Annotated in this window: 27 protein-coding genes; 19 read left to right on the top strand and 8 right to left on the bottom strand. The window is 58.6% G+C overall.

Translation table 11 applies throughout. The features are described 5' to 3' along the window. The first annotated feature begins 4 nt into the window (after positions 1-4). The 3 genes from cobA to FCH38_RS15915 all read left to right on the top strand — a co-directional run bounded on the left by cobA (position 5) and on the right by FCH38_RS15915 (position 3,573). Entirely contained in the window at positions 5-793 is a 789-nt protein-coding gene (gene cobA / locus FCH38_RS15925) for a uroporphyrinogen-III C-methyltransferase (RefSeq protein ID WP_174374329.1), read from the top strand. Next, on the top strand, positions 790-2,106 hold the full coding sequence (locus tag FCH38_RS15920; protein WP_174374328.1) for a cobyrinate a,c-diamide synthase: 1,317 nt from the start codon (positions 790-792) through the stop codon (positions 2,104-2,106). Before cobA ends, FCH38_RS15920 begins: the two co-directional genes overlap by 4 nt. A 216-nt stretch (positions 2,107-2,322) precedes the next feature. Then, positions 2,323-3,573, top strand: coding sequence for a cytochrome-c peroxidase (locus FCH38_RS15915; protein WP_174374327.1), 1,251 nt, complete (start codon positions 2,323-2,325; stop codon positions 3,571-3,573). On the opposite strand, the gene leuB is transcribed toward FCH38_RS15915, so the two are convergent. The 3 genes from leuB to FCH38_RS15900 all read right to left on the bottom strand — a co-directional run bounded on the left by leuB (position 3,554) and on the right by FCH38_RS15900 (position 5,884). Beyond that, positions 3,554-4,666: a 3-isopropylmalate dehydrogenase gene (gene leuB / locus FCH38_RS15910; protein WP_153515444.1), complete on the bottom strand. Its 1,113-nt coding sequence runs from the start codon at positions 4,664-4,666 to the stop codon at positions 3,554-3,556. The genes FCH38_RS15915 and leuB overlap by 20 nt on opposite strands. 218 nt (positions 4,667-4,884) lie before the next feature. Further along, a complete protein-coding gene (gene leuD, locus FCH38_RS15905; protein ID WP_149900394.1) occupies positions 4,885-5,490 on the bottom strand; it encodes a 3-isopropylmalate dehydratase small subunit in 606 nt (201 codons plus the stop codon). 163 nt (positions 5,491-5,653) lie between these two features. Next, a complete protein-coding gene (locus FCH38_RS15900) occupies positions 5,654-5,884 on the bottom strand; it encodes a hypothetical protein (RefSeq protein WP_065114389.1) in 231 nt (76 codons plus the stop codon). A 109-nt stretch (positions 5,885-5,993) separates the two neighbouring features. Here FCH38_RS15900 and FCH38_RS15895 point away from each other — a divergent pair, with 109 nt between their 5' ends. Together FCH38_RS15895 and FCH38_RS15890 are read left to right on the top strand one after the other, a co-directional pair. Further along, entirely contained in the window at positions 5,994-6,905 is a 912-nt protein-coding gene (locus tag FCH38_RS15895; RefSeq protein WP_174374326.1) for an HpcH/HpaI aldolase/citrate lyase family protein, read from the top strand. Beyond that, positions 6,902-7,108 (top strand): DUF1737 domain-containing protein, encoded by a 207-nt coding sequence (locus FCH38_RS15890; protein ID WP_045020366.1) that lies wholly within the window; start codon positions 6,902-6,904, stop codon positions 7,106-7,108. The genes FCH38_RS15895 and FCH38_RS15890 overlap by 4 nt, the downstream gene beginning before the upstream one ends. 18 nt (positions 7,109-7,126) lie before the next feature. On the opposite strand, the gene FCH38_RS15885 is transcribed toward FCH38_RS15890, so the two are convergent. Further along, a complete protein-coding gene (locus FCH38_RS15885; protein WP_046799659.1) occupies positions 7,127-7,567 on the bottom strand; it encodes a metallopeptidase family protein in 441 nt (146 codons plus the stop codon). Between the two features lie 331 nt (positions 7,568-7,898). Here FCH38_RS15885 and rplU point away from each other — a divergent pair, with 331 nt between their 5' ends. The 14 genes from rplU (at position 7,899) to FCH38_RS15815 (ending at position 20,205) form a co-directional block, all read left to right on the top strand. Further along, positions 7,899-8,213: a 50S ribosomal protein L21 gene (gene rplU / locus FCH38_RS15880; RefSeq protein ID WP_149900396.1), complete on the top strand. Its 315-nt coding sequence runs from the start codon at positions 7,899-7,901 to the stop codon at positions 8,211-8,213. Between the two features lie 40 nt (positions 8,214-8,253). Continuing rightward, positions 8,254-8,523, top strand: a complete 270-nt coding sequence (gene rpmA / locus FCH38_RS15875) for a 50S ribosomal protein L27 (protein WP_149900397.1) — start codon at positions 8,254-8,256, stop codon at positions 8,521-8,523. 131 nt (positions 8,524-8,654) lie between these two features. Further along, on the top strand, positions 8,655-9,287 hold the full coding sequence (locus tag FCH38_RS15870) for a GNAT family N-acetyltransferase (protein WP_153515446.1): 633 nt from the start codon (positions 8,655-8,657) through the stop codon (positions 9,285-9,287). Further along, positions 9,284-9,874, top strand: coding sequence for a GNAT family N-acetyltransferase (locus FCH38_RS15865; RefSeq protein WP_149900399.1), 591 nt, complete (start codon positions 9,284-9,286; stop codon positions 9,872-9,874). Before FCH38_RS15870 ends, FCH38_RS15865 begins: the two co-directional genes overlap by 4 nt. Before the next feature lie 200 nt (positions 9,875-10,074). Beyond that, positions 10,075-11,145, top strand: a complete 1,071-nt coding sequence (gene obgE, locus FCH38_RS15860; protein ID WP_149900400.1) for a GTPase ObgE — start codon at positions 10,075-10,077, stop codon at positions 11,143-11,145. Next, positions 11,142-12,311, top strand: coding sequence for a glutamate 5-kinase (proB, locus tag FCH38_RS15855; protein ID WP_153515447.1), 1,170 nt, complete (start codon positions 11,142-11,144; stop codon positions 12,309-12,311). The genes obgE and proB overlap by 4 nt, the downstream gene beginning before the upstream one ends. Continuing rightward, complete coding sequence (locus tag FCH38_RS15850; protein WP_174374325.1) at positions 12,304-13,590, top strand: glutamate-5-semialdehyde dehydrogenase; 1,287 nt, start codon at positions 12,304-12,306, stop codon at positions 13,588-13,590. Before proB ends, FCH38_RS15850 begins: the two co-directional genes overlap by 8 nt. A 2-nt stretch (positions 13,591-13,592) precedes the next feature. Beyond that, complete coding sequence (locus FCH38_RS15845; protein WP_174374324.1) at positions 13,593-14,216, top strand: nicotinate-nucleotide adenylyltransferase; 624 nt, start codon at positions 13,593-13,595, stop codon at positions 14,214-14,216. Between the two features lie 93 nt (positions 14,217-14,309). Then, on the top strand, positions 14,310-14,756 hold the full coding sequence (gene rsfS / locus FCH38_RS15840) for a ribosome silencing factor (RefSeq protein ID WP_174374386.1): 447 nt from the start codon (positions 14,310-14,312) through the stop codon (positions 14,754-14,756). A 157-nt stretch (positions 14,757-14,913) separates the two neighbouring features. Beyond that, a complete protein-coding gene (gene rlmH / locus FCH38_RS15835) occupies positions 14,914-15,396 on the top strand; it encodes a 23S rRNA (pseudouridine(1915)-N(3))-methyltransferase RlmH (protein ID WP_149900403.1) in 483 nt (160 codons plus the stop codon). A gap of 159 nt (positions 15,397-15,555) precedes the next feature. Beyond that, positions 15,556-16,953: a murein hydrolase activator EnvC family protein gene (locus tag FCH38_RS15830; RefSeq protein WP_149900404.1), complete on the top strand. Its 1,398-nt coding sequence runs from the start codon at positions 15,556-15,558 to the stop codon at positions 16,951-16,953. Further along, on the top strand, positions 16,943-18,271 hold the full coding sequence (locus tag FCH38_RS15825) for a S41 family peptidase (protein WP_153515449.1): 1,329 nt from the start codon (positions 16,943-16,945) through the stop codon (positions 18,269-18,271). Before FCH38_RS15830 ends, FCH38_RS15825 begins: the two co-directional genes overlap by 11 nt. 165 nt (positions 18,272-18,436) lie before the next feature. Beyond that, complete coding sequence (locus FCH38_RS15820; RefSeq protein WP_174374323.1) at positions 18,437-19,636, top strand: divergent polysaccharide deacetylase family protein; 1,200 nt, start codon at positions 18,437-18,439, stop codon at positions 19,634-19,636. 56 nt (positions 19,637-19,692) lie between these two features. Continuing rightward, positions 19,693-20,205 carry an RNA pyrophosphohydrolase gene (locus FCH38_RS15815; protein WP_174374322.1) on the top strand — a complete coding sequence of 171 codons (513 nt, stop codon included), beginning with the start codon at positions 19,693-19,695 and terminating at the stop codon, positions 20,203-20,205. Positions 20,206-20,253: 48 nt separating this feature from the next. On the opposite strand, the gene bfr is transcribed toward FCH38_RS15815, so the two are convergent. From bfr to FCH38_RS15795, 4 genes are all read right to left on the bottom strand, one after another. After that, a complete protein-coding gene (gene bfr / locus FCH38_RS15810) occupies positions 20,254-20,739 on the bottom strand; it encodes a bacterioferritin (protein ID WP_046799648.1) in 486 nt (161 codons plus the stop codon). After that, complete coding sequence (locus FCH38_RS15805) at positions 20,705-21,016, bottom strand: (2Fe-2S)-binding protein (RefSeq protein ID WP_080600126.1); 312 nt, start codon at positions 21,014-21,016, stop codon at positions 20,705-20,707. Before FCH38_RS15805 ends, bfr begins: the two co-directional genes overlap by 35 nt. A 266-nt stretch (positions 21,017-21,282) precedes the next feature. After that, positions 21,283-22,008 (bottom strand): acetoacetyl-CoA reductase, encoded by a 726-nt coding sequence (gene phbB / locus FCH38_RS15800; protein WP_174374321.1) that lies wholly within the window; start codon positions 22,006-22,008, stop codon positions 21,283-21,285. A gap of 127 nt (positions 22,009-22,135) precedes the next feature. Beyond that, positions 22,136-23,317: an acetyl-CoA C-acetyltransferase gene (locus tag FCH38_RS15795; protein WP_174374320.1), complete on the bottom strand. Its 1,182-nt coding sequence runs from the start codon at positions 23,315-23,317 to the stop codon at positions 22,136-22,138. Positions 23,318-23,526 lie beyond the last annotated feature (209 nt).

The raw sequence follows: 23,526 nt of genomic DNA, 5'->3' as shown, positions 1-23,526 counted from the left end.
GAGAATGTCGATACCGCAGATTTTGAACAGCATTGCCGCAAAAGGCCCGGTCTTTGAGGCCGGTCACGTCTGGCTCGCGGGCGCAGGGCCGGGCGATGTACGTTATCTGACGCTGGAAGTGGTGCTGGCGCTTTCTCAGGCCGATATTATCGTGCGCGATGCACTGGTAAGCGATGACGTTGTGTCTCTTGGCCCACAGGCCGAAATCGTCTTTGCCGGGAAGCGGGGCGGCAAGCCCTCGACGACGCAGGACGATATTACCGCCTCCCTGATCGATTTTGCACGGCAGGGTAAGAAGGTGCTGCGGCTGAAAGGTGGCGATCCCTTCATTTTCGGGCGCGGTGGCGAAGAGGCGGAGGCGCTTGTCGGAGCCGGCATTCCCTTCCGGATCCTGCCGGGCATGACCTCTTCGCTCGCCGCGCTTGCTTCGGCTCGCATTCCCGCCACCATGCGCGGCATCAGCCGCGCTGTGACGCTTGCCACCGGCCATGCGGCGGGCACCGAAGAGGATCTCGACTGGCTGGCGCTGGCGAAAACACAGGAACCCATTGTCGTCTATATGGGGTTAAAGAATATTGGCGCGATTGCAGCACTTCTGGTGCAGGGCGGACGTTCGGGCACGACGCCGGTTGCGGTCATCATGTCGGCGACGACGGAGCAAGAGCGCATTTTCATTGGTACGCTGGAAAGCATAGCTGACGATGCAAAGCGGGAAAATTTTGAAGCACCGGCGTTGATCGTCATCGGGGAGATCGTTTCGATGCGAAGCCGTCTCGGTGGGGTCGGTTCATGACGGTTCGGGCGATCATCATCGGTGCGCCGCGTTCGGGGTCGGGCAAGACCAGCGTGACCATCGGCCTGCTCAGGGCCTTTGCCCGGCGTGGCATCAAGGTGCGGGGGATCAAGACCGGGCCGGATTATATCGATCCCGGTTTCCACGCCTTCGCCACCGGCACGCCCGGTCTCAATCTGGATAGCTGGGCCATGCAGCCGGATTTGCTGCGGCATCTGTTTTCACAGCAAACCGAGGATGCGGAACTCGTTCTGATCGAAAGCGCCATGGGTCTGTTCGACGGCATTCCGGTGGCGGAAAACCGCACCGGTTCGGCGGCGGATCTGGCGCGGCTGTTCGGCATTCCCGTGCTGCTGGTGCTGGATGTGTCGGGCCAGTCGCAGACGGCGGCCGCTATCGCCCATGGTTTTGCTCATTACGATCCTGATGTCACCATGGCGGCAGTGGTGCTGAACCGAGCTGGTAGCGAAAGGCACCGGACCCTGTGCACGGAAGCCATCGAAAAAATCGGCCTTCCCGTTGCGGGCTGTGTCCTGCGCGATCCGTCGCTCATCTTGCCGGAGCGGCATCTGGGGCTGGTTCAGGCCAGCGAACATCCGGAAATCGATGCCCATATAGAACGGCTGGCGGATGCAATGGAAAAATCCATAGATCTCGACGCCTTGCTTTCACTCGCCGCGCCGGTGAATGTGCCTTCGGGTTCGGTGTCGGCGGCGATTGCACCACCCGGCCAGCGTATCGCGCTGGCTGAGGATGCGGCTTTCACCTTCCTTTATCCGCATCTCAGGAAACATTGGCATGCGGCCGGGGCCGAAATCGTGCCATTTTCGCCGCTGGCTGATCAGGCGCCTGACGAGAGCTGTGATATTTGCTGGTTGCCGGGCGGGTATCCCGAGCTTTTTGCCGGAAAACTCGCCGATGCGGGTGATTTCAAGGCCGGTCTTACCCGTTTTGCCGCGACGAAGCCGGTGCATGGTGAGTGTGGCGGTTACATGGTGCTCGGCGAGACGCTTGAAGATGCTGATGGGGCAACCCACGCCATGACCGGGCTTCTATCGCATGCCACCAGTTTTGCAACGCGTAAGATGAACCTCGGTTACCGGCAGGCAACGATCGCGGCAAGTGGTCCGCTCGGCTCGGCGGGCGATGTTCTGCGCGGCCATGAGTTTCATTATGCACGGGTCACCGATCCCGGCCGTGATGAGCCTTTTGCCCAGATCGCCGACGGGCAGGGCCGTCCGCTCGGGCCATCGGGTGGGAGAAGGGGTTTCGTCTCTGGCACCTTCTTCCATGCCATCGCGAGAGGCGGTTGACCGGGGTTTTCGTCGTGGTGCGGCAAAGTGGAGCAAGCTGCGAAAGTTTGTAGGCTCTGGCCATGGGAAAGTGCTATAGATCGCGTCAGGGAACACGGAAAAGCGGAAATAGCTCCTGCGATCCATGTTCCGTGAAGTGTGGTCGGCTTGAAAGCTGTTTCATATTTTCCGGCCCGAGCCTGCTATCGCGCATTTTTGTCCCGAGCGTGCCTACCGATGATAAAGCCCCGAATTTTTCTCTCTGCCGCTCTTGCTGCATCCATTCTGCTGGCTCCCTTCGGTGGGGGAATCAACGGCATGTCCGCCCATGGCGGCGAAGACTATGCGACGCTGGAAAAGCTGGGCGCAGCGCTATTCGATGATCCCAATCTTTCGATGAACCGCACCATGGCCTGTTCCACCTGCCATATGCAGGCTTCAGGTTTTTCCGATGCACGCGAGAGCGAGAAGGTTGGGCGGGATGTGTCGCTGGGTGATGACGGCATTTCGCTCGGTGACCGCAATGCGCCGACGGCAGCCTATGCCCGGTTCACGCCGCCTTTCGGCAAAAATGCGGCGCGTGAGTATGTCGGCGGGCAGTTCTGGGATGGCCGGGCCTCGCTGCTGGAAGATCAGGCGGGCGGCCCGCCGCTCAATCCGCTTGAAATGGGCATGCCGGACAAAGCCTCTGTCGTAAAACGGCTCAGGGAAAACCCGGATTATGTCGCAGCCTTCGGCACACAGTTCGGCAATGATGTCTTCCAGAGCGATGAGACCGCCTATGCCGCGATGACCAAGGCGCTGGCGAGCTTCGAGCGCTCGGATGAATTCTCAACCTTCGATTCCAAGTACGACCGCTTTCTGCGGGGCAAGGAAAAGCTGACCGATCAGGAGGAGCTGGGCCGAGTTCTCATCTCCTCGACGCAATTCACCAATTGCAATACCTGCCATGAAATCCGTGGTGCCAAGGGTCTGGAAGACGGCCTCTTCACCAACCACAAATATTTCAATATCGGTGTTCCCGCTAATATGGCGGTCAGGGCCGTAAATGGTTCGAGGCCGGATGCGGTCGATCTGGGTTTGGCGCAAAATCCTGAAGTGGCCGGTGATCCGGCTCAGCGTGGAAAATTCAAGGTGCCGACGTTGCGCAACGTCGCGGTTACCGGTCCTTATATGCACAATGGCGTGTTTCGGGATTTACGCACGGTGGTGCTGTTTTACGTGAAATATAAGAGCAAGAAGCCCAGCCGTCAGATCAACCCGGAAACTGGCAAGACATGGGATGTGCCGGAGGTGCCTGAGAATATCGCCATGACGGAACTGACATCTGCGCCGGCGCTGGATGACAAGCGGGTGGATGCCATCGTCGCATTTCTGAAGACGCTGACCGATAGGCGCTACGAGCATCTTCTCCCGAAGGAAGAAGGGCAGACGGCGGTGCCGCCTGCCCAGCCGGTTTCGGTGAGCGTTACGCCGAAAGCGCCTTGAATTCAGCGAGAACCGCGTCACCCATTTCAGAGGTGCTGACCTGGCGGCTACCATCGGCCATGATGTCGGCGGTGCGGATGCCCTTGTCCAGCACGTTGGCGATTGCCGTTTCGAGCTTCGTCGCCTCATCCACCATGTTGAACGAATAGCGCAGGCACATGGCGAAGGAGGCGATCATGGCGATGGGGTTGGCGATGCCCTTGCCGGCGATATCAGGGGCCGAGCCGTGAACCGGCTCATACATGGCCTTGCGCTTGCCGGTCTTGGCGTCCGGTGCGCCAAGCGAGGCCGAAGGCAGCATGCCGAGCGAGCCGGTGAGCATCGCAGCAACGTCGGAGAGCATGTCGCCAAAGAGGTTGTCGGTCACGATCACGTCGAACTGCTTGGGTTTGCGCACCAGCTGCATGCCGCCGGCGTCCGCCAGCATGTGTTCCAGCTGAACGTCCCTGTATTTGGCGGCGTGGGTTTCGGTGACGACCTGGTTCCACAAAACGCCTGATTTCATGACGTTGCGCTTTTCCATCGAGCAGACGCGGTTGTCGCGGGTGCGGGCCAGTTCGAAAGCGACGCCGGCGATGCGTTCGATCTCGAAAGTGTCATAAATCTGCGTGTCGATGCCGCGCTTCTGGCCGTTGCCGAGATCGATGATCTGCTTCGGTTCGCCGAAATAGACGCCGCCGGTCAGTTCGCGAACGATGAGGATATCGAGGCCTTCAACCAGCTCCGGCTTCAGCGAGGAAGCGGCGGCGAGCGCGGGGTAGCAGATGGCGGGGCGTAGGTTCGCGAAGAGTTCGAGGTCCTTGCGCAGGCGTAAGAGGCCGGCTTCCGGGCGATGTTCGTAGGGAACGCCATCCCACTTCGGGCCGCCGACGGCGCCGAACAGGATCGCATCCGCGGCAAGCGCCTTTTCCATATCCGCGTCGGAAATCGCTACGCCATGGGCGTCGTAAGCCGAACCGCCGACAAGGCCTTCCGAAACGGTGAAGCCGGCATTTTGCGCGCTGTTCATATAATCGATCAGCTTGCGGACCTCAGTCATGGCTTCAGGGCCGATACCGTCACCGGGCAGCAGGAAAAGCGAACGGACTGTCATGAGAACCCTCCTTGGGCGGCGCGCCGGAAAACATCATGAAGGGTTTTCGATTGCGGCGAGCGCGGCGTCAAACTCGTTTCCGTCCCAGTCAGGTCGTATCGCCAGCTGGACAGGATCGAGGGCTTCTTATCTCCGCCTCAAGGGCTTTTCAAGCAAAGCAAAAGCCGATCCGGTACGGTTTTGTACGGGATCGGCTTTTTTGAAGGGCGGAAATGTGGTCAGGCCCAGGGGCGAACCGAGGCGTTTGCCTTCTCGAACGTGTCGATGGCGCCGGCATGCTCCATGGTTAGGCCAATGTCGTCGAGGCCGTTCAGCATGCAATGGCGTTTGAATTCATCGATCTCGAAGGTGATCGTGCCGCCATCGGGGCCGCTGATTTCCTGGCGTTCCAGATCGATGGACAGAACGGCATTCGATCCGCGCGAGGCGTCATCAAGCAGCTTTTCGAGGTTCTCGGGGCTGACGACAACAGGCAGGATGCCGTTCTTGAAACAGTTATTGTAGAAAATGTCGGCGAAGCTGGTGGAGATCACGCAGCGGATGCCGAAATCGAGAAGCGCCCATGGCGCGTGTTCGCGCGAGGAGCCGCAGCCGAAATTGTCGCCGGCGACCAGAATCTGGGCGTTCTGGTAAGCGGGCTTGTTCAGCACAAAATCGGGGTTGGGCGAGCCGTCCTCAAGATAACGCGACTCGGCGAAAAGGCCCTTGCCAAGGCCCGTGCGCTTGATGGTTTTCAGATAGTCTTTCGGAATGATCATATCGGTGTCGATATTGACCACCGGCATGGGCGCTGCAACGCCCGTCAGCTTGGTGAATTTTTCCATCTGTCGCTTCCCGTGTTTCCCTTGAACAAATCCGGCGCGGGCAGAGCCTGCCGGATGTTCTTTCTCGGGAAATACTGCAAAACTTAGCGCTTTAGAAGCGCAAACCCGCGTTCTTCGGTACGCTGCGTGTGTCGCAATGGCATTTTGACCGGATTAAACGACCTCAGAGATCGATAATCGTGCCTTTGCCATCGTTCCAGACGCGCATGTCGCGCTGGTTGCGGGGCTTGACCGGAATGGGAGCCGGTTTCAGGCGCGCGGAAAGCATACGGGCAGCACTGAGAACGGCGAGCACGCCGATAAAAGCGACTGTGAGCGACGCCGTGAAAAGAGCGGCCATCGCCAGAATTGCGATGCCGGATGCGGCGATGAAAAATGAACGGATGCCTTGCATGATTCAACCTTTCTTTCCAGACGAATGTGGGCCTTCTTCTTCCGGCTTGCAAGAGGATTCAGTGGATTGTCAGCTTGCAGATGTCACAAAAGCTTGACACAAGTGCGGCATGGTCAATTTTTCCGAAAATATTCTTGTGAGACCGCGCCGTTCGCTGCTGTCGGTTCCGGCCATCAATGTCAGGGCGCTTGAAAAAATCCGCGATCTCGATTGCGACGGCGTGATCCTTGATCTTGAGGATTCAGTCGCGCCCGACATGAAGGGCAAGGCGCGGGAAAATCTCGAAAAACTGTTTTTAGAGGCACCCTTTGCCGGGCGCGAGGTGATTATCCGCATCAACCCGTTCTCCACTGCGGACGGGAAGGCAGATTTGCAGCTCGTGCTGTCCTGCCGGACGGATGCGGTTCTCCTGCCGAAGGTGGAGCAGCCCGCCGATATCAATGACGTGGCCGACCTTCTGGCGGAGGCGGACGCGCCGCAGGCCATGAAAATCTGGGCCATGATCGAAACGCCGCTAGGTGTCCTTAACGCTGCATCGATTGCCGATGCCGCCCACACGCCGGATGCCCGGCTTGCCGCTTTTGTCATCGGCCTCAACGATTTGCGTAAGGAAACGCGTGTTCCGGCCTTGCCCGGTCGCGCCTATCTTGTCCCATGGATGATGCAGGTGGTGCTCGCCGCCCGGGCCTATGGCCTCGATGTCATCGACAGCGTCTCCAATGATTTTCGCGATATCGCGGCTTTTCAAGTCGAATGCGAACAGGGTCGCGCCATGGGCTTCGATGGCAAGATGCTGATCCATCCGGCCCAGATCGAGCCGGCCAATTGCCGTTTCGGCCCGGATGAGGCGGCAGTTGTGGAAGCGCGCGAGATTATTGCCGCTTTTGCAAAGCCGGAATCTGTGGAATTGAACGTCATCAACATGAACGGGCGGATGATCGAGCGGCTGCATGTGGTTGAAGCCGAAAGGCTGGTCGCCATGGCCGATATCATCGCCCAAAGAAAGGCAGAAAAGACGTGAAAGTTTATCGTTTCATAACCGGCCCCGATGACGCGAAATTCTGTCACCGGGTCACTGACGCGCTGAACAAGGGATGGGAACTTGCCGGCTCACCGAGCTATGCCTTCAACGCGGCAAGCGGTGTCATGCATTGCGGTCAGGCCGTGACCAAGGTGGTCGAAGGCAAGGAATATCACCCGGATATGAAGCTCGGCGAGCAATAAGACGCAGCGCCGGCGGGGCTATCGCTCCGCCGCGGCCTCATCAGCGCTTTCTTCGATCCGCTCCATGTCGTCGTCCGAGAGGCCGAAATGGTGGCCTATCTCATGGATGAGGACATGGGTGATGATGTCGCCAAGCGTTTCCTCGTTCTCGGCCCAATAATCGAGAATGGGGCGGCGATAAAGCGTGATGCGGTTTACCATCTCGCCGGTTTCCATGGTGAAACGCTCGGAGATGCCGCGCCCCTCGAACAATCCGAGAAGATCGAACGGGGTTTCGAGCGCCATGTCCTCGAATACTTCGTCGGTCGGAAAATCCGCGATCTCGATGATGAGATCCTTCGTTAAGGCGCGGAATTCTTCTGGCAGGTGGCCATATGCCTCGATCGCAAGCGACTCGAAGGCGGAAATTGTCGGCGCATGGCGGTCCCGCCAATCGTCGGTCTGGTCTATGCGGGCCATTTCTGCTCCTTGTTGGTAGGCCCATATAAACACTTGCTGCGCAAATTTCGAGACCTGACTGCTGCACCCGCCAAAAAAGCATGAAATTCTTGGCGTTACAGTTACTTTTCAAGCCGTCGTCATCTTGACATAAACTGGCGTCTCGCGTAATCGGCACCCAAATTGATGGCGTAGTCCGCCTTCGATTTATTCCGCCCCTCAAAGGCGGCTTCACCGGCAGACATTCAAAGGGACATTCTGTCCCGACGGGTTTCTACCAAATTCCGACTGATAAAAAGACGGCGAGCTTGCTTTGGCGGGCAGAGCCGGAACGAACATGAAAGGATAAAAAATGTTCGCAGTCATCAAGACCGGCGGTAAGCAGTACCGCGTAGCGGCCGACTCCGTGCTGACCATCGAAAAGCTGGAAGCAGAAGCAGGCGCAACTGTAGAATTCACCGAAGTTCTCGTGATCGGCGAAGGTGCCGACGCCGCGTTCGGTGCTCCCTTCGTTAAGGGCGCTATCGTCAAGGCTGAAGTTGTCGAGCACAATCGCGGCAAGAAGGTCATCGCCTTCAAGAAGCGTCGTCGCCAGAACTCCAAGCGTTCGCGCGGCCATCGTCAGCATCACACTGTCGTCCGCATCACGGACATCGTTGCTGCCTGATCGGCGCGACACGGGAAACAAGGTTTAAAGGAGAACTCCAATGGCACACAAAAAAGCTGGCGGTTCCTCGCGTAACGGTCGCGATTCCGAATCCAAGCGCCTTGGCGTGAAGAAGTTCGGCGGCGAAGCCGTCATTCCAGGCAATATTATTCTGCGTCAGCGCGGCACGCAGTGGCATCCGGGCGCCAATGTCGGCATCGGCAAGGACCACACGATTTTTGCGCTGACCGCAGGTAACGTGAACTTCCGCGCGAAGGCCAATGGCCGCGTGTTCGTATCCGTGGCTCCGAAAGCGGAAGCCGCAGAATAAGCCGGTAAGCGTCATATGCAGCCGGTGTCCCATCGACCCGGCTGAGACGTATCAGGTTCAGTCAAGAAAACAGGGGAGATGGGGCACCACCCAACTCCCCTTTTTCTTTTACCTCATGGAGGGACTGAACCATGCAAGCTGAATTGTTAAGGGTCGACCAATCACGGTCACCCGAAGAGCGGCCGAGGCCCGATCGGTCGAGGAGCGATTGCCCCGTTTTACTGTCGCAGAGGCTGGTTTTACGCACGCCTCACGAAGAAGACATCGACGCCCTTGCCCATCTTGCCAACAATGCCAATATCGCGACCATGGTGTCGCGTATGCCGCACCCTTACACGGCCAAAGACGCCGCGGATTTTGTGCGACGCTCCAAAGCTGGCGAGATTGGCAAGTGCGTCTATGCAATTACCCGCATGGACAATGGCGAGTTCCTGGGCTGCTGCGCGCTTGAACCGCAGGAAGACGAAAAGACGCTGGAGATCGGTTACTGGCTAGGGGAACCCTACTGGAACCGGGGCTATATGACGGAAGCTGCGCATGCGCTGATCGACATGGCCTTCCGCACGCGCGAAATCGACCATATCGATGCCCGCTGCCGGGTTACCAACATCCCGTCGCGGCGCGTCATCCAGAAGTGCGGCTTCCAGTTTCAGGGTTCCGGCATGATCGGCTCGCTGGCGCTGGGCGGCATGGTGCCGGTCGAATGGTACAGGCTGGATCGCAAGACCTGGGTTTCGCTGAAGAGCTGGGGGGACATGGGATGAGCACGCTCGACCTTACCCGCCGCCGGACTGGCGCGACGGCCGCGCCGCCCGGCCCCTGCCCGACCATCGAGACCTCACGTCTGGTGCTGCGTCCGCAGCGGCTTTCCGATGCCGGCAGCATTGCGGAATCGCTTGGCGATTTTGCCGTGACCAGGATGCTGGCCCGTGTTCCTGCGCCCTATCACAGGCAGGACGCGCTGGAATGGCTGGTGTTGCGCACATCAGGCACCCTGCCCGATTGGGATTTCGCCATCACCAGTGGTGACGATACGCTCATCGGCGTCGTCTCCGTCGAATTGCGGCACGGCGAGTGGCATCTCGGCTACTGGCTGAACCGCTTTTACTGGGGCAAGGGTTACATGACCGAGGCGGTGGCCGCCGTGGTCGAACGGTTTTTCCGCCGCATGCCCGGAGTGGTTGTTCATTCCGGCGTGTTTGCGGATAATCCCGCTTCGCTGCGTGTGCAGGAGAAACTCGGCTTCCGGGTGACCGGCTGCCACCAGATCTACGCCACGGCGCGCGCCGCCATGGTGGCGCATATCGATACGGTGATCACGGCAGAAGATTTCATTCCGCCGCGCCGCTGACAATCAATACAAGGCCGGTTTCATCGTAAACCGGCCTTGTCCCGCTTTGGTGCTTGCTTCACGATAGTCTTTGACGTTGTGGGAAAGCGCTTGTATTCGAAACGACAGAACTTTTTACCGCAATGCGTAACGCGATATCGCAAGGCACTTTGGCCGGCATCGCTTCAGGTTGCGCCACAAGCTGACAGAACGGCAATCCGATGAAATTTCTCGATGAAGCAAAAATCTATATCAAGTCCGGTGACGGCGGCGCGGGCGCCGTGTCCTTCAGGCGTGAAAAATTCATCGAATTCGGCGGACCTGACGGTGGCGATGGCGGCCGCGGCGGCGATGTCTGGGTGGAGGTCGTCAACGGCCTTAACACCCTGATCGACTTTCGTTTCCAGCAGCATTTCAAGGCCTCGATAGGGCAGCACGGCATGGGCAAGACCCGCACCGGTGCCAAGGGTTCCGATGTGGTGCTGAAAGTGCCTGTCGGTACCCAGATTTTCGAGGAAGACAATGAAACGCTGATCATGGACCTGACCAAGGAAGGTCAGCGCTTTCGTCTTGCCGCCGGCGGCAATGGCGGTTTCGGCAATGCCTATTTCAAGTCGTCCACCAATCAGGCGCCAACCCATGCCAATCCGGGCCTTGCCGGTGAAGAAAAGACCCTCTGGTTGCGGCTGAAGCTGATTGCGGATGCCGGTCTTGTCGGTCTGCCGAATGCGGGTAAATCCACGTTCCTCGCGACGGTCACCCGTGCGCGGCCGAAGATCGCCAACTATCCCTTCACCACCCTGCATCCGAACCTCGGCGTCGCCACCATCGATGACCGAGAATACGTGCTGGCCGACATTCCCGGCCTGATCGAAGGTGCGCATGAGGGCGTCGGCATCGGCGACCGGTTCCTCGGCCATGTGGAGCGCACCCGTGTGTTGCTGCATCTCGTCTCCGCACAGGAAGAAAAGGTCGGTAAGGCCTATAAGACGGTCAAGGCCGAACTTGACGCCTATGGCGGCGGGTTGACCGAGAAGCCGGAAATCGTAGCGCTGTCGCAGATCGACGTGCTCGATGAAAAAGAGTTGAAGAAAAAGGCCAAGGAACTGGAAAAGGCCTGTGGCCGTCCGCCGCTGCTGTTATCCGCTGCCGCTCATATTGGCATGACGGAAGCCCTGCGTGCGCTTCGCGACATCATCGTTTCGGCAAGCAATGGCGGCGAAACCGCCCTTCCCGACCGGTCGATGTTGCATGAGGATAGCGAGGCCGAGGAAGAGGACGACCGCCTATGAGCCTGACGCGCAAGCCGCTGGCAAGCCACCACCGGGTCGTCATCAAGATCGGGTCGGCGCTGCTGGTGGATCGGAAAACCGGTCTGAAGAAAGACTGGCTGGATGCCATCTGTGAGGATATCGCTGCGCTTAAGAAAAACGGCGCGGATGTCCAGGTCGTGTCTTCGGGCGCTATCGCGCTTGGCCGCACCGTGCTTGGCCTGCCCTCCGGTGCGTTGAAGCTGGAAGAGAGCCAGGCGGCTGCGGCTGTCGGCCAGATTGCTCTGGCACGGGCATGGTCTGAAAGCCTGTCGCGGCATGAGATCGTCGCCGGCCAGATTCTGCTGACGCTCTCCGATACCGAAGAGCGCCGCCGTTATCTCAATGCGCGCGCCACCATCAACCAGTTGCTGAAGATCGGCGCCATTCCGATCATCAATGAAAATGATACCGTGGCGACCACCGAAATCCGTTATGGCGACAATGACCGTCTGGCTGCACGCGTGGCGACCATGACGGGTGCGGATCTACTGGTGCTGCTGTCGGACATTGACGGGCTTTATACCGCTCCGCCGCATCTCGATCCGGATGCGAAATTTCTCGAGACGATTACCCACATCACCCCCGATATCGAAGCCATGGCAGGCGGTGCGGCTTCCGAGCTTTCGCGCGGCGGCATGCGAACCAAGATCGATGCGGGCAAGATCGCGACGGCTGCCGGCTGCGGCATGATCATCGCCTCCGGCAAGACGCTCAATCCGCTGAAGGCGATCGAAAACGGCGCTCGTTCCTCATGGTTTGCGCCATCGGGCACGCCGGTGACGGCGCGCAAGACCTGGATTGCCGGGCAATTGCAGCCGGCCGGCGAAATCCATGTGGATGCGGGTGCGGAAAAAGCTCTTTATGCCGGAAAAAGCCTGCTTCCCGCCGGCGTAAAGGTGGTGAAGGGCAATTTTGGGCGCGGCGATGCAATCGCCATTATCGGTGTCGAAGGGCGGGAGGTCGCGCGCGGTCTTGCGGGCTACGATGCGGAAGAGGCGCGTCTCATTATCGGCCACAAGTCCAATGAGATCGAGGCTATCCTCGGTTATGTCGGCCGTGCGGCGATGATCCATCGTGACGATCTCGTCATGACCGGCGCTGCCGTCAAAGTGAAACATGCAAAAAAGGATGAGGTCCATGCCTGAACAGGCCGTGAAGCAGAGCCATGATATTGACGCGCTGATGATGACCATCGGCGCTCAGGCAAAAGCTGCTTCGCGACCGTTGTCCATTGCAGGGACGGACCAGAAGAACCGCGCGCTTCTTGCCATGGCCTCCGCTATCGAGGCATCGAGGGATGTGATCCTTGCCGCCAATAAGAAAGATCTGGCGGCGGCGGATACTGCCGGGCTTGCAGCGTCTTTCGTCGACAGGCTCACACTCAACGAGGCGCGGATTGCCGGCATTGCCGAAGGCATCCGCTCGGTTGCGGCGCTGGCCGATCCGGTTGGCGAAGTTATCGCCGCCTGGGATCGTCCGAATGGGCTGAAGATCGAGCGCGTGCGCACGCCGCTCGGCGTGATCGGTGTTATCTACGAAAGCCGCCCGAATGTGACGGCGGATGCCGGCGCGCTCTGCTTGAAGGCGGGTAATGCCGTTATCCTGCGCGGCGGTTCGGATTCACAACATTCATCGCGCGCTATCCATGCCTGCCTCGTGGAAGGTTTGAAGATTGCCGGTCTGCCCGAACATGCCGTCCAGCTGGTGCCGGTGACGGACCGCGCCGCCGTCGGCGCGCTTTTGGGTGGATTGAACGGCACTGTCGATGTGATTGTACCGCGCGGCGGCAAAAGCCTGGTTGCCCGGGTGCAATCGGAAGCGCGCGTGCCGGTCTTTGCGCATCTGGAAGGCATCTGCCATATATATGTCGATGCCTCGGCCGATCTCGATATGGCAAAGCGTATCGTCGTCAATGCCAAGATGCGCCGCACCGGCATTTGTGGCGCGGCCGAAACCCTGTTGGTCGATGCCGCTGCTATTTCCACGCATCTCGCGCCGCTCGTCAATGACTTGATCGCAGCCGGTTGCGAGGTGCGCGGTTCGCAGGCGGTTTGTAATATGGTTGAGGGCCTGAAGGCCGCGACGGAAGAGGACTGGCGCACCGAATATCTCGATGCGATCATTTCGGTTGCCGTGGTGGACGGTATTTCAGGTGCGATCGATCATATCGGCACCTATTCCTCCAACCATACCGAGGCGGTGATCGCCGAAGACCCTCAAGTGGTCGAGCGTTTCTTCAACGAACTCGATTCGGCCATTCTGCTGCATAATGCCTCGACGCAATTTGCCGATGGCGGTGAATTCGGCATGGGTGCGGAAATCGGCATCGCCACCGGCAAGATGCATGCGCGCGGCCCGGTTGGCGTCGAGCAGCTCACTTCGTTCAAATACCGTGTGCATGGCACCGGCCAGACACGGACCTGATCTTGCCGATTGAGAAGCGCCTTGACCGACGTTATCTCACCATGCCGCATGCGGAGCGCGGCATGGTCGTCGGCCTGTTCGGCGGCTCTTTCAATCCGCCGCATGCCGGCCATGCGCTGGTGGCCGAGATCGCGCTGCGCCGCTTGGGTCTCGACCAGCTCTGGTGGATGGTCACGCCCGGCAATCCGCTGAAAAGCCGCTCAGAACTGGCATCTCTGGAGGACCGCATCGCTGCCTGCGAAAAGCTTGTCAGCGATCCGCGCATTAAGGTAACGGCCTTCGAAAAATCACTGGGCATCAGCTATACGGCCAATACGCTTGCCAAGGTGAAGGCGAAAAATCCGCATGTTCGCTTCATCTGGATCATGGGGGCCGACAATCTGAAAAGCTTCCACCGCTGGCAGAAATGGCGAGAGATTGCCGAGACCTTTCCGATTGCGGTGATCGACCGGCCGGGTTCCACCCTGTCCTATCTTTCTTCCACCATGGCGCAGGCTTTCAGCCAGGCGCGGATAGACGAGGACGATGCGGGGGTTTTATGGAAAAAACGGGCTCCCGCCTGGGTCTTCATCCACGGTCCGCGTTCGACGCTCAGCTCCACGGCACTGCGCAATAATCACAAATGATGTATGCGGCGGTCGTTGAAGGGTCCATATCTTGAAAAGTTAATGCTTTGATGCCACCTTTATAAAGCGACGCAGAGAATCGCGTCGCCCAGTATCTGTTTTGTCATTCTTGGAAAGGGAAAACCTCTGACAACAGTACACAGCAAGGGAAAAGCATTTGTTGCTATCCCGAAGGGCCAGGACAGTGGCGACGATGCCGCCGATCATTCCCTCGAAACCGTCCTCGCGAGCCTCGAGGACTCCAAGGCTGAAGATATCGTATCTCTCAACATTGCCGGAAAATCGGCGCTTGCGGACTATATGGTTGTAGTCTCCGGGCGATCGAACAGGCATGTCTCGGCGATCTGCGAGCATCTTCTCAAGGATATGAAGGATGAGGGGTTCGGCAACGCCCGCGTCGAAGGTCTGGAGACCGGCGACTGGGTGCTGATCGATGCCGGCGATGTCATCGTTCATGTGTTCCGTCCGGAAATCCGCGCCTTCTACAACATTGAAAAAATGTGGGCGACGCCGGATATGCCGGAAGAAACGCTGCATTGATGCGGTGAGCCTTTGATCGAGTGCATCGTGTTTGCCGAAGGTCATATCTGACTTCGGTACGATGTCTCTGGCCGGAAATCGAACCGGCCGCATAGGAATCCGCAAGCTATGCTGTTAAGAGCGTGACCCTGTTTGTCACGACAGTCACAGGTTTGCGATGCGGATTTCGATTTTTGCGGTGGGACGGCTTAAATCCGGCCCTGAAAAGGATCTTGCGACCCGTTATATCGAGCGTCTTGCCAAGACCGGCCCGGCAATCGGGCTGGAGTTTTCGCGGGTGATCGAGGTTGCTGAAAGTCGGGCGTCGAATGCGGAGACACGCAAGCGCGAAGAAGCGGCGATGCTGGAAAAGCATCTGGCCGACGGTGCGGTGCTGGTGCTTCTCGACGAGCGCGGCAAGGCGCTGGACAGTCCGGCTTTCGCCACGTTTTTTGGCGACCTGCGCGACAGCGGCAAGCGCGACCTCATCATTGCCATTGGCGGGGCTGACGGTCTCGATCCCGCTCTTTACGACAGGGCGGCGGCCGTTCTCAATCTTGGCAAGCTTACATGGCCGCATCAGATCGTTCGCATCCTGATCGCCGAACAGCTTTACCGCGCCGTCACCATTCTTTCCGGTCACCCGTATCATCGGGTTTGAGCGGGTTTTTGGTGTAAAAATCGTCTCAATTTCAACATGAAGCTCCGCGACACGAAAAGGCGCAGACGCCTTTGCCGTTGTCCTCTTTCAGGCCTCTTGGAAGATCGCAGCAAAATCCCTAATATCAGTGCTTCTGCTTCGGCATCAAAGAAAGTTCAAATGGACAAGAGGTCTCAACGAAAACAGCGCGCTGCCCTTGCGGGTGCGGTTATTGCTGCTTTCGTCATTGGGGCCGGTCCAGGCTATTCGCGAGACGATGCGGGCGCGGCTCCGGCCGAGAACGGCGATTCATCGCCGGACGAACTGCAGACACTGGAAAACCGTCGTGACCAGAACCGCCAGGATCTGGAGGAATTGGTCGACAGTATCGGCCTTTCGGAGGACAAGACCCGCAATCTTGAGGAAAGCATTGCTTCCCTCAATCAGGACAGCGCCCGTATCCGGGAAGAGCTGATCGCATCTGCTGCCCGGCGCAAGGCATTGGAAACCAAGATCAGCGACGGTGAGGATCGCCTCGCCAAACTTTCCGTTCGAGAGGACGGCGTCAAAGCGTCGTTACGTGAAAGGCGCGGGGTGCTGGCGGAGGTTCTGGCCGCATTGCAGCGCATGGGTAGAAACCCGCCACCTGCCCTTCTCGTTTCGCCGGAGGATGCACTTGCCTCCGTGCGCAGCGCCATTCTTCTTGGTGCCGTCGTTCCGGGTATTCGCGGTGAAACCGACAAGCTGGTTTCCGCTCTCAAAGAATTGACTGATCTGAGGCAGGCAATCGCTCGCGAAAAGGACGATCTTACGGGTATGATGACGGCAAGTCTGGAAGAGGAAAAACGCCTCGACCTGCTGCTTGCCGAAAATGACCGTAGAAATACACAGACTGCGGCTGAGCTGGAGGCGGAACGCAAGCGATCCGAGGAGCTTGCGGGCAAGGCAACCAGTCTTGAAGGTCTGGTCAGCTCGCTCGAAGGCGAGATCACCTCAGTGCGGGAAGCAATGGAAAGGGCGCGGGCGGAAGAGCAGCGCGTGGCCCGTCTTTCGGAAGCAGAACGTGAAAAGGAGCGTGCCGCAGCGGCGGCTGGAATGCCCGATAAAAACCGCATTGCGCCCGCATATCCCTTCGCGAGTTTGAAGGGTAAGCTGGAGGTTCCGGTTGCGGGCGAGGTGCTTCGGCGCTTTGGCGATGCTGACGGTACTGGCCACTTTTCCAAGGGAATTGTCGTCGCGAGCGGACCGGAAGCCATCGTGACGGCGCCTGCAGACGGCTTTGTGGTGTTTGCCGGAGATTTTCGCAGTTACGGCCGGATGATCATCCTCAATACGGGTGATGGATATCACGTGGTGATGACGGGCATGGACAATGTGAGGACACGGCAGGGAATGTTTGTGTTCTCCGGAGAGCCTATCGCCTCCATGGGTGCAAAAAGAGTAGCGAGTGCAGCAGCATTGGCGCTGGAAACCGACCGGCCAACGCTCTACATTGAGTTCAGGAAAGATGGTGTGCCGGTTGATTCCCAACCTTGGTGGACCGCAAAAAATACCGGAAGGGCGCACAATGATTCGTAAGGTTTCGCTTCTCCTTATCGGTGGGCTTATGGGCGCCACGGCGATGAGCGTGATTTATTCGGCGAGCATGCCGGCACAGGCGGCCGGGCCTTCGACCTATAAGGAGTTGTCGATATTCGGCGACGTGTTCGAGCGCGTGCGCGCGCAATATGTGACGCCGCCGGATGACGAAAAGCTGGTGGAAAATGCCATTAACGGCATGCTCAGCTCGCTCGATCCGCATTCCAGCTTCATGAATGCCAAGGATGCCACCGACATGCGCACCCAGACCAAGGGTGAGTTCGGCGGTCTCGGCATCGAAGTGACCATGGAAAACGAACTGGTCAAGGTCATCTCGCCGATGGATGATACGCCGGCTTCCCGCGCGGGTATTCTTGCTGGCGACTTCATTTCGGAAATTGACGGTACACCGGTTCGCGGCCTCAAGCTGGAGCAGGCTGTCGAAAAGATGCGCGGTGCGGTCAAGACGCCTATCAAGCTGACGGTTATTCGTCAGGGTGCCGACAAGCCGCTCGACATCACCGTTGTGCGTGATGTCATTGCCGTTCGCGCGGTCAAGTCCCGCGTCGAGGGCGACAATGTCGGTTATCTGCGCGTCATCTCCTTTACCGAGAAGACCTATGACGATCTCGAAAAGGCGATCAAGAAGATCAAGGCGGACGTACCGGCAGACAAGCTGAAGGGTTACGTTCTCGATCTGCGCCTCAACCCCGGCGGTCTGCTCGATCAGGCGATCAATGTCTCAGATGCCTTCCTTGAGCGCGGCGAAGTCGTTTCGACCCGCGGCCGCAATCCGGATGAGACCCGCCGCTTCAACGCGACGGCGGGAGATCTGACCGACGGCAAACCGGTGATCGTGCTCGTCAATGGCGGTTCGGCCTCGGCCTCGGAAATCGTTGCAGGTGCGCTGCAGGATCTGCGTCGTGCCACCGTTGTCGGCACGCGTTCCTTTGGCAAGGGTTCCGTCCAGACGATCATTCCGCTCGGCGAGGCCGGTGCGTTGCGTCTGACCACGGCGCTTTATTACACGCCGTCGGGCAAATCGATCCAGGGCACGGGCATCGCGCCTGACATCAAGGTGGAACAGCCGTTGCCGCCGGAATTGCAGGGTAAGGTGACCACCGAAGGCGAATCCGGTCTTTCTGGCCACATCAAGGGCCAGAGCGAAACCGACGAAGGTTCGGGTTCCTCCGCCTATGTTCCGCCGGAAGCCAAGGACGATATCCAGCTCAACTATGCGCTGGATCTGCTGCGCGGCAGCAAGACCGATCCGTCTTTCCCGCCGAACCCGGACAAGGCTGTGGTCAACAAGCAGTAAGATAGATGCGCCGGCCAGCCGGCGCATTTTTTCGATTGCTTAAAGCGGGTCGCGATTTCCAGATTCGCTGCTTTTGCTTTAAGTCCCTGTTTTTTTGCATGTCGTTATCGCAAACCGCCGCATAGTTTTGCGTGACATGCTTTGACCGTTTGGACGGACCGTTCATTGCCTTCGGACCTGCGAAAACCGCTTCTGGGTCGTCAGAAAAAAAGCGTCGGCATCAACCGGCGCTTTTCCGTCATTATGGTTTTGTCCGTGCTTGCGGTTTTCTCAATCGGCGGGCTCTCCGTCTATACGGCGCTTTCGCCAGGCAACCTGCAGAAGACGGCGTTGGGACCAGATGTTCAGCTGCAGCGGCCCCAAAGCACGCCTGAAACGGCGGCTGTCGATGGGGTAGGTTCTGCTGGGACGGCCGGCCTGAAACCGGAAAGCGGCCGCTCCGGCGCCAATATCAACCGGGAAACCATGCCGGACGGCAATGTCGTATCGGTCTATTCTCCGAGGCCCCGCGATGCCAACGGGCCGGTGCTGATGAGTGGCCAGACCTATGGTCAGGACCCGCGCATGGCCACTCGTCCCAATGAGGAGTTGCTGGAAGAGTCCGCTTTCGGAAGACTGCCGGTCGTTGGCGCCGATGGCCTGCGGCCGATGGAGCAATATGCACGGCCCTGGTCGGGCGCCCGTGGCACTCGGGTGGCGATCGTCGTCGGCGGCCTCGGCCTCAGCCAGACGGGTTCGCAAAAAGCGATCCGGGATCTGCCGCCGGAGGTGACGCTTGGTTTTGCCGCAAGCGGCAATAGCCTGCAGCGCTGGATGCAGGAAGGGCGTCGCCAGGGCCATGAAATCCTTCTGCAGATACCGCTGGAGCCTTTCGGTTATCCCGGTACCAATCCCGGACCGGACACGCTGCTGGCCGGCGATCCTGCAAAGGTCAACATCGACCGGCTGCATCGCTCCATGGCGAAAATCACCAATTATACCGGCATCATGAACTATCTTGGCGGGCGTTTCCTCGCCGAACAGGCGGCGCTGGAGCCGGTGATGCGGGATATCGGCAAGCGCGGGTTGCTGTTTCTGGATGATGCTTCATCGGCACAGTCGTTGAGCGGCGGAATTGCCAAGGCGATCTCCGCGCCGCAGGGTTTTGCCGATGTTCTGCTCGATGGTGAAGTGACTGAAAGCGCCATCCTGCGCAAGCTGGATGAGCTGGAGCGAATTGCACGCCGCAACGGTCAGGCGATTGGTGTGGCTTCGGCTTTCGACGAAAGCATCGCCGCGATTTCCAAATGGTCGCGGGAAGCCGGTGGGCGCGGTATCGAGATCGTTGGCGTTTCTGCGCTTGTTTCGCAGCAGGCTGGGCAGTAAACCTTCTGCACGGCTATTTCATGCGCCTTTGCGGCGCTCAGCAATGCAGGTTCCCCATGACAATCAAAGCAGAAGATTTGCCTTATCGCCCCTGTGCGGGAATAATGGTTCTCAACGCCGAAGGCCTTGTCTGGGCTGGCCGGCGCATCAGCGAAGGTAATTCCGAATATGACGGCTCACCGCAATTGTGGCAGATGCCGCAGGGCGGTATCGATGATGGCGAGCGGCCTTTGACGGCCGCCATTCGTGAGCTTTACGAAGAAACCGGAATGAAGACGGTGACTTTGCTTGCGGAAGCGAGTGACTGGATCAACTACGATCTGCCGCCCGAACTGATCGGCATCGGTCTAAGGGGCAAATATCGCGGGCAGGCGCAGCGCTGGTTCGCTTTCCGCTTCGAAGGCGATGAAAGTGAAATCCAGATCGACCCGCCACCGACGGGCCACACGGCTGAATTTGATGCCTGGGGCTGGAAGCCGATGGAAAGCCTTCCGGATTTGATCGTGCCATTCAAGCGCGCGGTCTACGAGCAGGTGGTCGCAGAGTTCCGGTACCTCTCCGGCAAGTAAATAAAAAGGCGGCCATGGGCCGCCTTTTCTTTATCCAATGTCGAAAGCTTATTCCGCTTCGTTGGCGGAATCGGCGTTGAGCTGACCATATTTTTCCACGCCGATCTTGCCGAGCAGATCGAGCTGAGTTTCGAGGAAGTCGATATGGCCTTCTTCGTCGATCAGCAGGGCTTCAAACAGCTTCATGGAGACGTAGTCTCCGGCCTCGGAACAGATGTCACGCGACTTCTTGTAGGAGGTCCGCGCGTCGTATTCGCCCGCGAGATCAGCTTCCAGCACTTCCTTGACGTTCTGGCCGATGCGCAGCGGAGCCAGCGTCTGAAGGTTGGGATGACCTTCGAGGAAGATGATACGATCAATGATCTTGTCGGCGTGCTGCATCTCTTCGATGGATTCAGCGCGCTCCTTCTTTGCGAGCTTTGTGTAGCCCCAGTCGTTCAGCAGCCGGTAATGAAGCCAATATTGGTTCACCGCACCGAGTTCGAGAAAAAGGGCCTCGTTAAGCCGCTCGATGACTTTTTTGTCGCCTTTCAATGTCCGCTCTCCTGTTCTCTTCATGGAATCGCTTCAAGCGGGACATAAAATCAAAAACATCGGCCTCAGTCGAGTGGCGACGGGCGTGATATTCTTCGGTGGTTTTGATGATCAGGTCGACAACGGTCGGAAAACAGCCGCAACAGCGACCACGTTTTTCCATGGCGTGATACACTTTCGCAGGAACGATCAACTGCCAACAGTCCTCGTCGAGGAGTTCGTTGATGACGTCCCGGATATCGTGATCGGTGATGTAATTGCAGCTGCAAACCAGCATGATGGACTGCCTGTATGACGCAACACGTTGTTTTCGTTCTTAAACCAAAACAAGACACCAAATGTCAAGAAAAACCTCTTTTTGTATCAGCGCAGAATTTCTAGACTCATTCTAAACTATACAAAAACTATCGTATTTTCATTGGTTTAGCGCTTCGATCTTTCCAGTGCCTCGTGCTCAAGTTTTTGTGTGCGGCAAATTCGCCGGAGCAATTATCACAAAAAGTTTACTGATTTAGCTGCCACCGAAGTGACGGGTAACCGATCTCAGGCGAAATATTGCCCGCCATTGGCCGTCATGGTGGAGCCGGTGATGAAACCGGCGTCGTCGGAAACGAGAAACAGGACACAACGGGCGATTTCTTCCGGTTCGCCCAGCCGCCCGACCGGAATTTGCGGGACGATCCGTTCGGCAAGCACTTTTTCCGGTATCGCTCTCACCATCTCCGTGCCGATATAACCGGGGCAGATGGCGTTGACGGTGATGTTGCGGCTGGCGCCTTCCTGGGCGAGCGCCTTGGTGAAGCCGATATCGCCTGCCTTCGAGGCGGAATAGTTGGCCTGCCCCGCCTGCCCCTTCTGGCCATTGATCGAGGAAATATTGACGATGCGGCCGAAACCGCGCTCGCGCATGCCCGGCCAGACGGGGTGCGTCATGTTGAAGACGCCGGTGAGGTTGGTGTCGATCACCTCGCGCCATTGCTGCGGCGACATCTTGTGAAACATCGCATCACGGGTGATGCCGGCATTGTTGACGAGAACCTCGACGGGACCGAAGGCCTCTTCCACCTTTGCAATGCCGTCGACGCAGGCGTCGTAGTCGCGAACGTCCCACTGAAAAGCAGGGATGCCGGTTTCTTTCTGAAAGGCTTCAGCCCTGTCGGTCGTGAAAGCGTAGTTGACGGCCACCCGGTAGCCGGCCGCCTGCAAGGCGCGGGCAATTGCGGCGCCTATGCCGCTCGTCCCGCCGGAAATCAACGCAACCCGGCTCATATCGGCCTCCATGTCCTGAACTGCTTTTGCCGTGCTCAACGGCCACAGAAATACGGCCAATGGGAGGCTGCTTCTACCCTATTGTTCGCCGAACAGGAATTGATTTTTGGAAAGCCACGCAGCCGTTTCAGAGCGCCTCAATGCACATGGCGACGCCCATGCCTCCGCCGATGCATAGTGTTGCTAGGCCCTTGGACACGTTGCGGCGTCGCATCTCGAAAATCAGCGTATTCAGGACGCGTGCGCCGGAAGCGCCGATCGGGTGGCCGATGGCGATTGCACCACCGTTGACGTTGACGATATCAGGATCAAGGCCCAGTTCGCGCACGACCGCACAGGATTGGGCGGCAAAGGCTTCATTGGCCTCGACAAGACCAATATCGTTGATCGACCAGCCGGCCTTGGCCAGCGCCTTGCGGGAGGCGGGGATGGGGCCGGTTCCCATGATCTGCGGATCGACGCCCGCCGTCGCCCAGGAGGCGATGCGCGCCAGCGGTTTGATGCCGCGCCTTGCCGCTTCCTGTTCCGACATCAAAAGTGTGGCGGCTGCGCCATCATTCAGGCCGGAGGCATTGCCTGCTGTCACCGTGCCTTCCTTGTCGAAAGCGGGGCGAAGCTTTGCCATGGTTTCCAGCGAAGCGCCGGCGCGGATATGTTCGTCTGCATCAATGACGATATCGGCCTTGCGGCCTTTGACCGTGAAGGCGACGATTTCATCGGCGAAACGGCCGGCATTCTGTGCCGCTTCGGCCTTGTTTTGCGATGCGACAGCAAATTGATCCTGTTCATCGCGGGAAAGCTGCCATTGGCGGGCGATGTTTTCGGCGGTGATACCCATGTGATAGCCATAGAATGCGTCGGTCAGGCCGTCCTTCAGCATGGTGTCGATCATCTTGAAATCACCCATTTTCACGCCGCCGCGCAAATGTGCGCAATGGGGCGCCATGGACATGGATTCCTGACCGCCGGCGATGATAATGGCCGCATCGCCGGTAACGATCTGCTGCATGCCGAGGGCGACGGCGCGCAGGCCGGAGCCGCAGAGCTGGTTGAGGCCGAAGGCGGTCGCCTCCTGCGGAATGCCGGCTTTCATAGCCGCCTGCCGGGCCGGATTCTGCCCTTCGCCAGCCGTCAGCACCTGACCAAGAATGACTTCATCGACTTCGTTTGCCGCAACACCCGCGCGTTCCAGCACGGCATTGATGACGGTTGCCCCCAGCTCGTGGGCGGGTGTGTTGGCGAAGTGGCCATTGAAGGAACCGACAGCGGTGCGCGCGGCGCTGGCAATCACGATTGAAGGCAGGGTCATCTCTATTCTCCTCACATGCGGGCGGAGACTGGCAAAGCTTTCAATACAAGTCAAATGCCGAAGGTTGCTTTAAAAGATATTGCTAAATCACCCGGGAATCTTGCGGAAAATTGCTGCGCAAAAAACAAACTGTTGCGATGCACAAAACATTTGTCAGAGGGCTCGTTTTGCGCATACACTTTGCGCCGGGAAGAGCACTAAGACCAAAA

It is taken from the genome of Agrobacterium tumefaciens, assembly GCF_013337285.1.
Taxonomy (GTDB): Bacteria; Pseudomonadota; Alphaproteobacteria; order Rhizobiales; family Rhizobiaceae; genus Agrobacterium; species Agrobacterium burrii.
Note: the sequence above shows the minus strand (reverse complement) of the source record. Positions and strands in the feature narration are given on the sequence as shown.

What these genes read in the sequence shown, in the direction of transcription:
- cobA (WP_174374329.1), top strand. Translation starts at nt 5, where the DNA reads ATGTCGATACCGCAGATTTTGAACAGCATTGCCGCAAAAGGCCCGGTC.
- FCH38_RS15920 (WP_174374328.1), top strand. Translation starts at nt 790, where the DNA reads ATGACGGTTCGGGCGATCATCATCGGTGCGCCGCGTTCGGGGTCGGGC.
- FCH38_RS15915 (WP_174374327.1), top strand. Translation starts at nt 2,323, where the DNA reads ATGATAAAGCCCCGAATTTTTCTCTCTGCCGCTCTTGCTGCATCCATT.
- leuB (WP_153515444.1), bottom strand. Translation starts at nt 4,666, where the DNA reads ATGACAGTCCGTTCGCTTTTCCTGCTGCCCGGTGACGGTATCGGCCCT.
- leuD (WP_149900394.1), bottom strand. Translation starts at nt 5,490, where the DNA reads ATGGAAAAATTCACCAAGCTGACGGGCGTTGCAGCGCCCATGCCGGTG.
- FCH38_RS15900 (WP_065114389.1), bottom strand. Translation starts at nt 5,884, where the DNA reads ATGCAAGGCATCCGTTCATTTTTCATCGCCGCATCCGGCATCGCAATT.
- FCH38_RS15895 (WP_174374326.1), top strand. Translation starts at nt 5,994, where the DNA reads ATGGTCAATTTTTCCGAAAATATTCTTGTGAGACCGCGCCGTTCGCTG.
- FCH38_RS15885 (WP_046799659.1), bottom strand. Translation starts at nt 7,567, where the DNA reads ATGGCCCGCATAGACCAGACCGACGATTGGCGGGACCGCCATGCGCCG.
- rplU (WP_149900396.1), top strand. Translation starts at nt 7,899, where the DNA reads ATGTTCGCAGTCATCAAGACCGGCGGTAAGCAGTACCGCGTAGCGGCC.
- rpmA (WP_149900397.1), top strand. Translation starts at nt 8,254, where the DNA reads ATGGCACACAAAAAAGCTGGCGGTTCCTCGCGTAACGGTCGCGATTCC.
- FCH38_RS15870 (WP_153515446.1), top strand. Translation starts at nt 8,655, where the DNA reads ATGCAAGCTGAATTGTTAAGGGTCGACCAATCACGGTCACCCGAAGAG.
- FCH38_RS15865 (WP_149900399.1), top strand. Translation starts at nt 9,284, where the DNA reads ATGAGCACGCTCGACCTTACCCGCCGCCGGACTGGCGCGACGGCCGCG.
- obgE (WP_149900400.1), top strand. Translation starts at nt 10,075, where the DNA reads ATGAAATTTCTCGATGAAGCAAAAATCTATATCAAGTCCGGTGACGGC.
- proB (WP_153515447.1), top strand. Translation starts at nt 11,142, where the DNA reads ATGAGCCTGACGCGCAAGCCGCTGGCAAGCCACCACCGGGTCGTCATC.
- FCH38_RS15850 (WP_174374325.1), top strand. Translation starts at nt 12,304, where the DNA reads ATGCCTGAACAGGCCGTGAAGCAGAGCCATGATATTGACGCGCTGATG.
- rlmH (WP_149900403.1), top strand. Translation starts at nt 14,914, where the DNA reads ATGCGGATTTCGATTTTTGCGGTGGGACGGCTTAAATCCGGCCCTGAA.
- FCH38_RS15830 (WP_149900404.1), top strand. Translation starts at nt 15,556, where the DNA reads ATGGACAAGAGGTCTCAACGAAAACAGCGCGCTGCCCTTGCGGGTGCG.
- FCH38_RS15825 (WP_153515449.1), top strand. Translation starts at nt 16,943, where the DNA reads ATGATTCGTAAGGTTTCGCTTCTCCTTATCGGTGGGCTTATGGGCGCC.
- FCH38_RS15815 (WP_174374322.1), top strand. Translation starts at nt 19,693, where the DNA reads ATGACAATCAAAGCAGAAGATTTGCCTTATCGCCCCTGTGCGGGAATA.
- FCH38_RS15805 (WP_080600126.1), bottom strand. Translation starts at nt 21,016, where the DNA reads ATGCTGGTTTGCAGCTGCAATTACATCACCGATCACGATATCCGGGAC.
- phbB (WP_174374321.1), bottom strand. Translation starts at nt 22,008, where the DNA reads ATGAGCCGGGTTGCGTTGATTTCCGGCGGGACGAGCGGCATAGGCGCC.
- FCH38_RS15795 (WP_174374320.1), bottom strand. Translation starts at nt 23,317, where the DNA reads ATGACCCTGCCTTCAATCGTGATTGCCAGCGCCGCGCGCACCGCTGTC.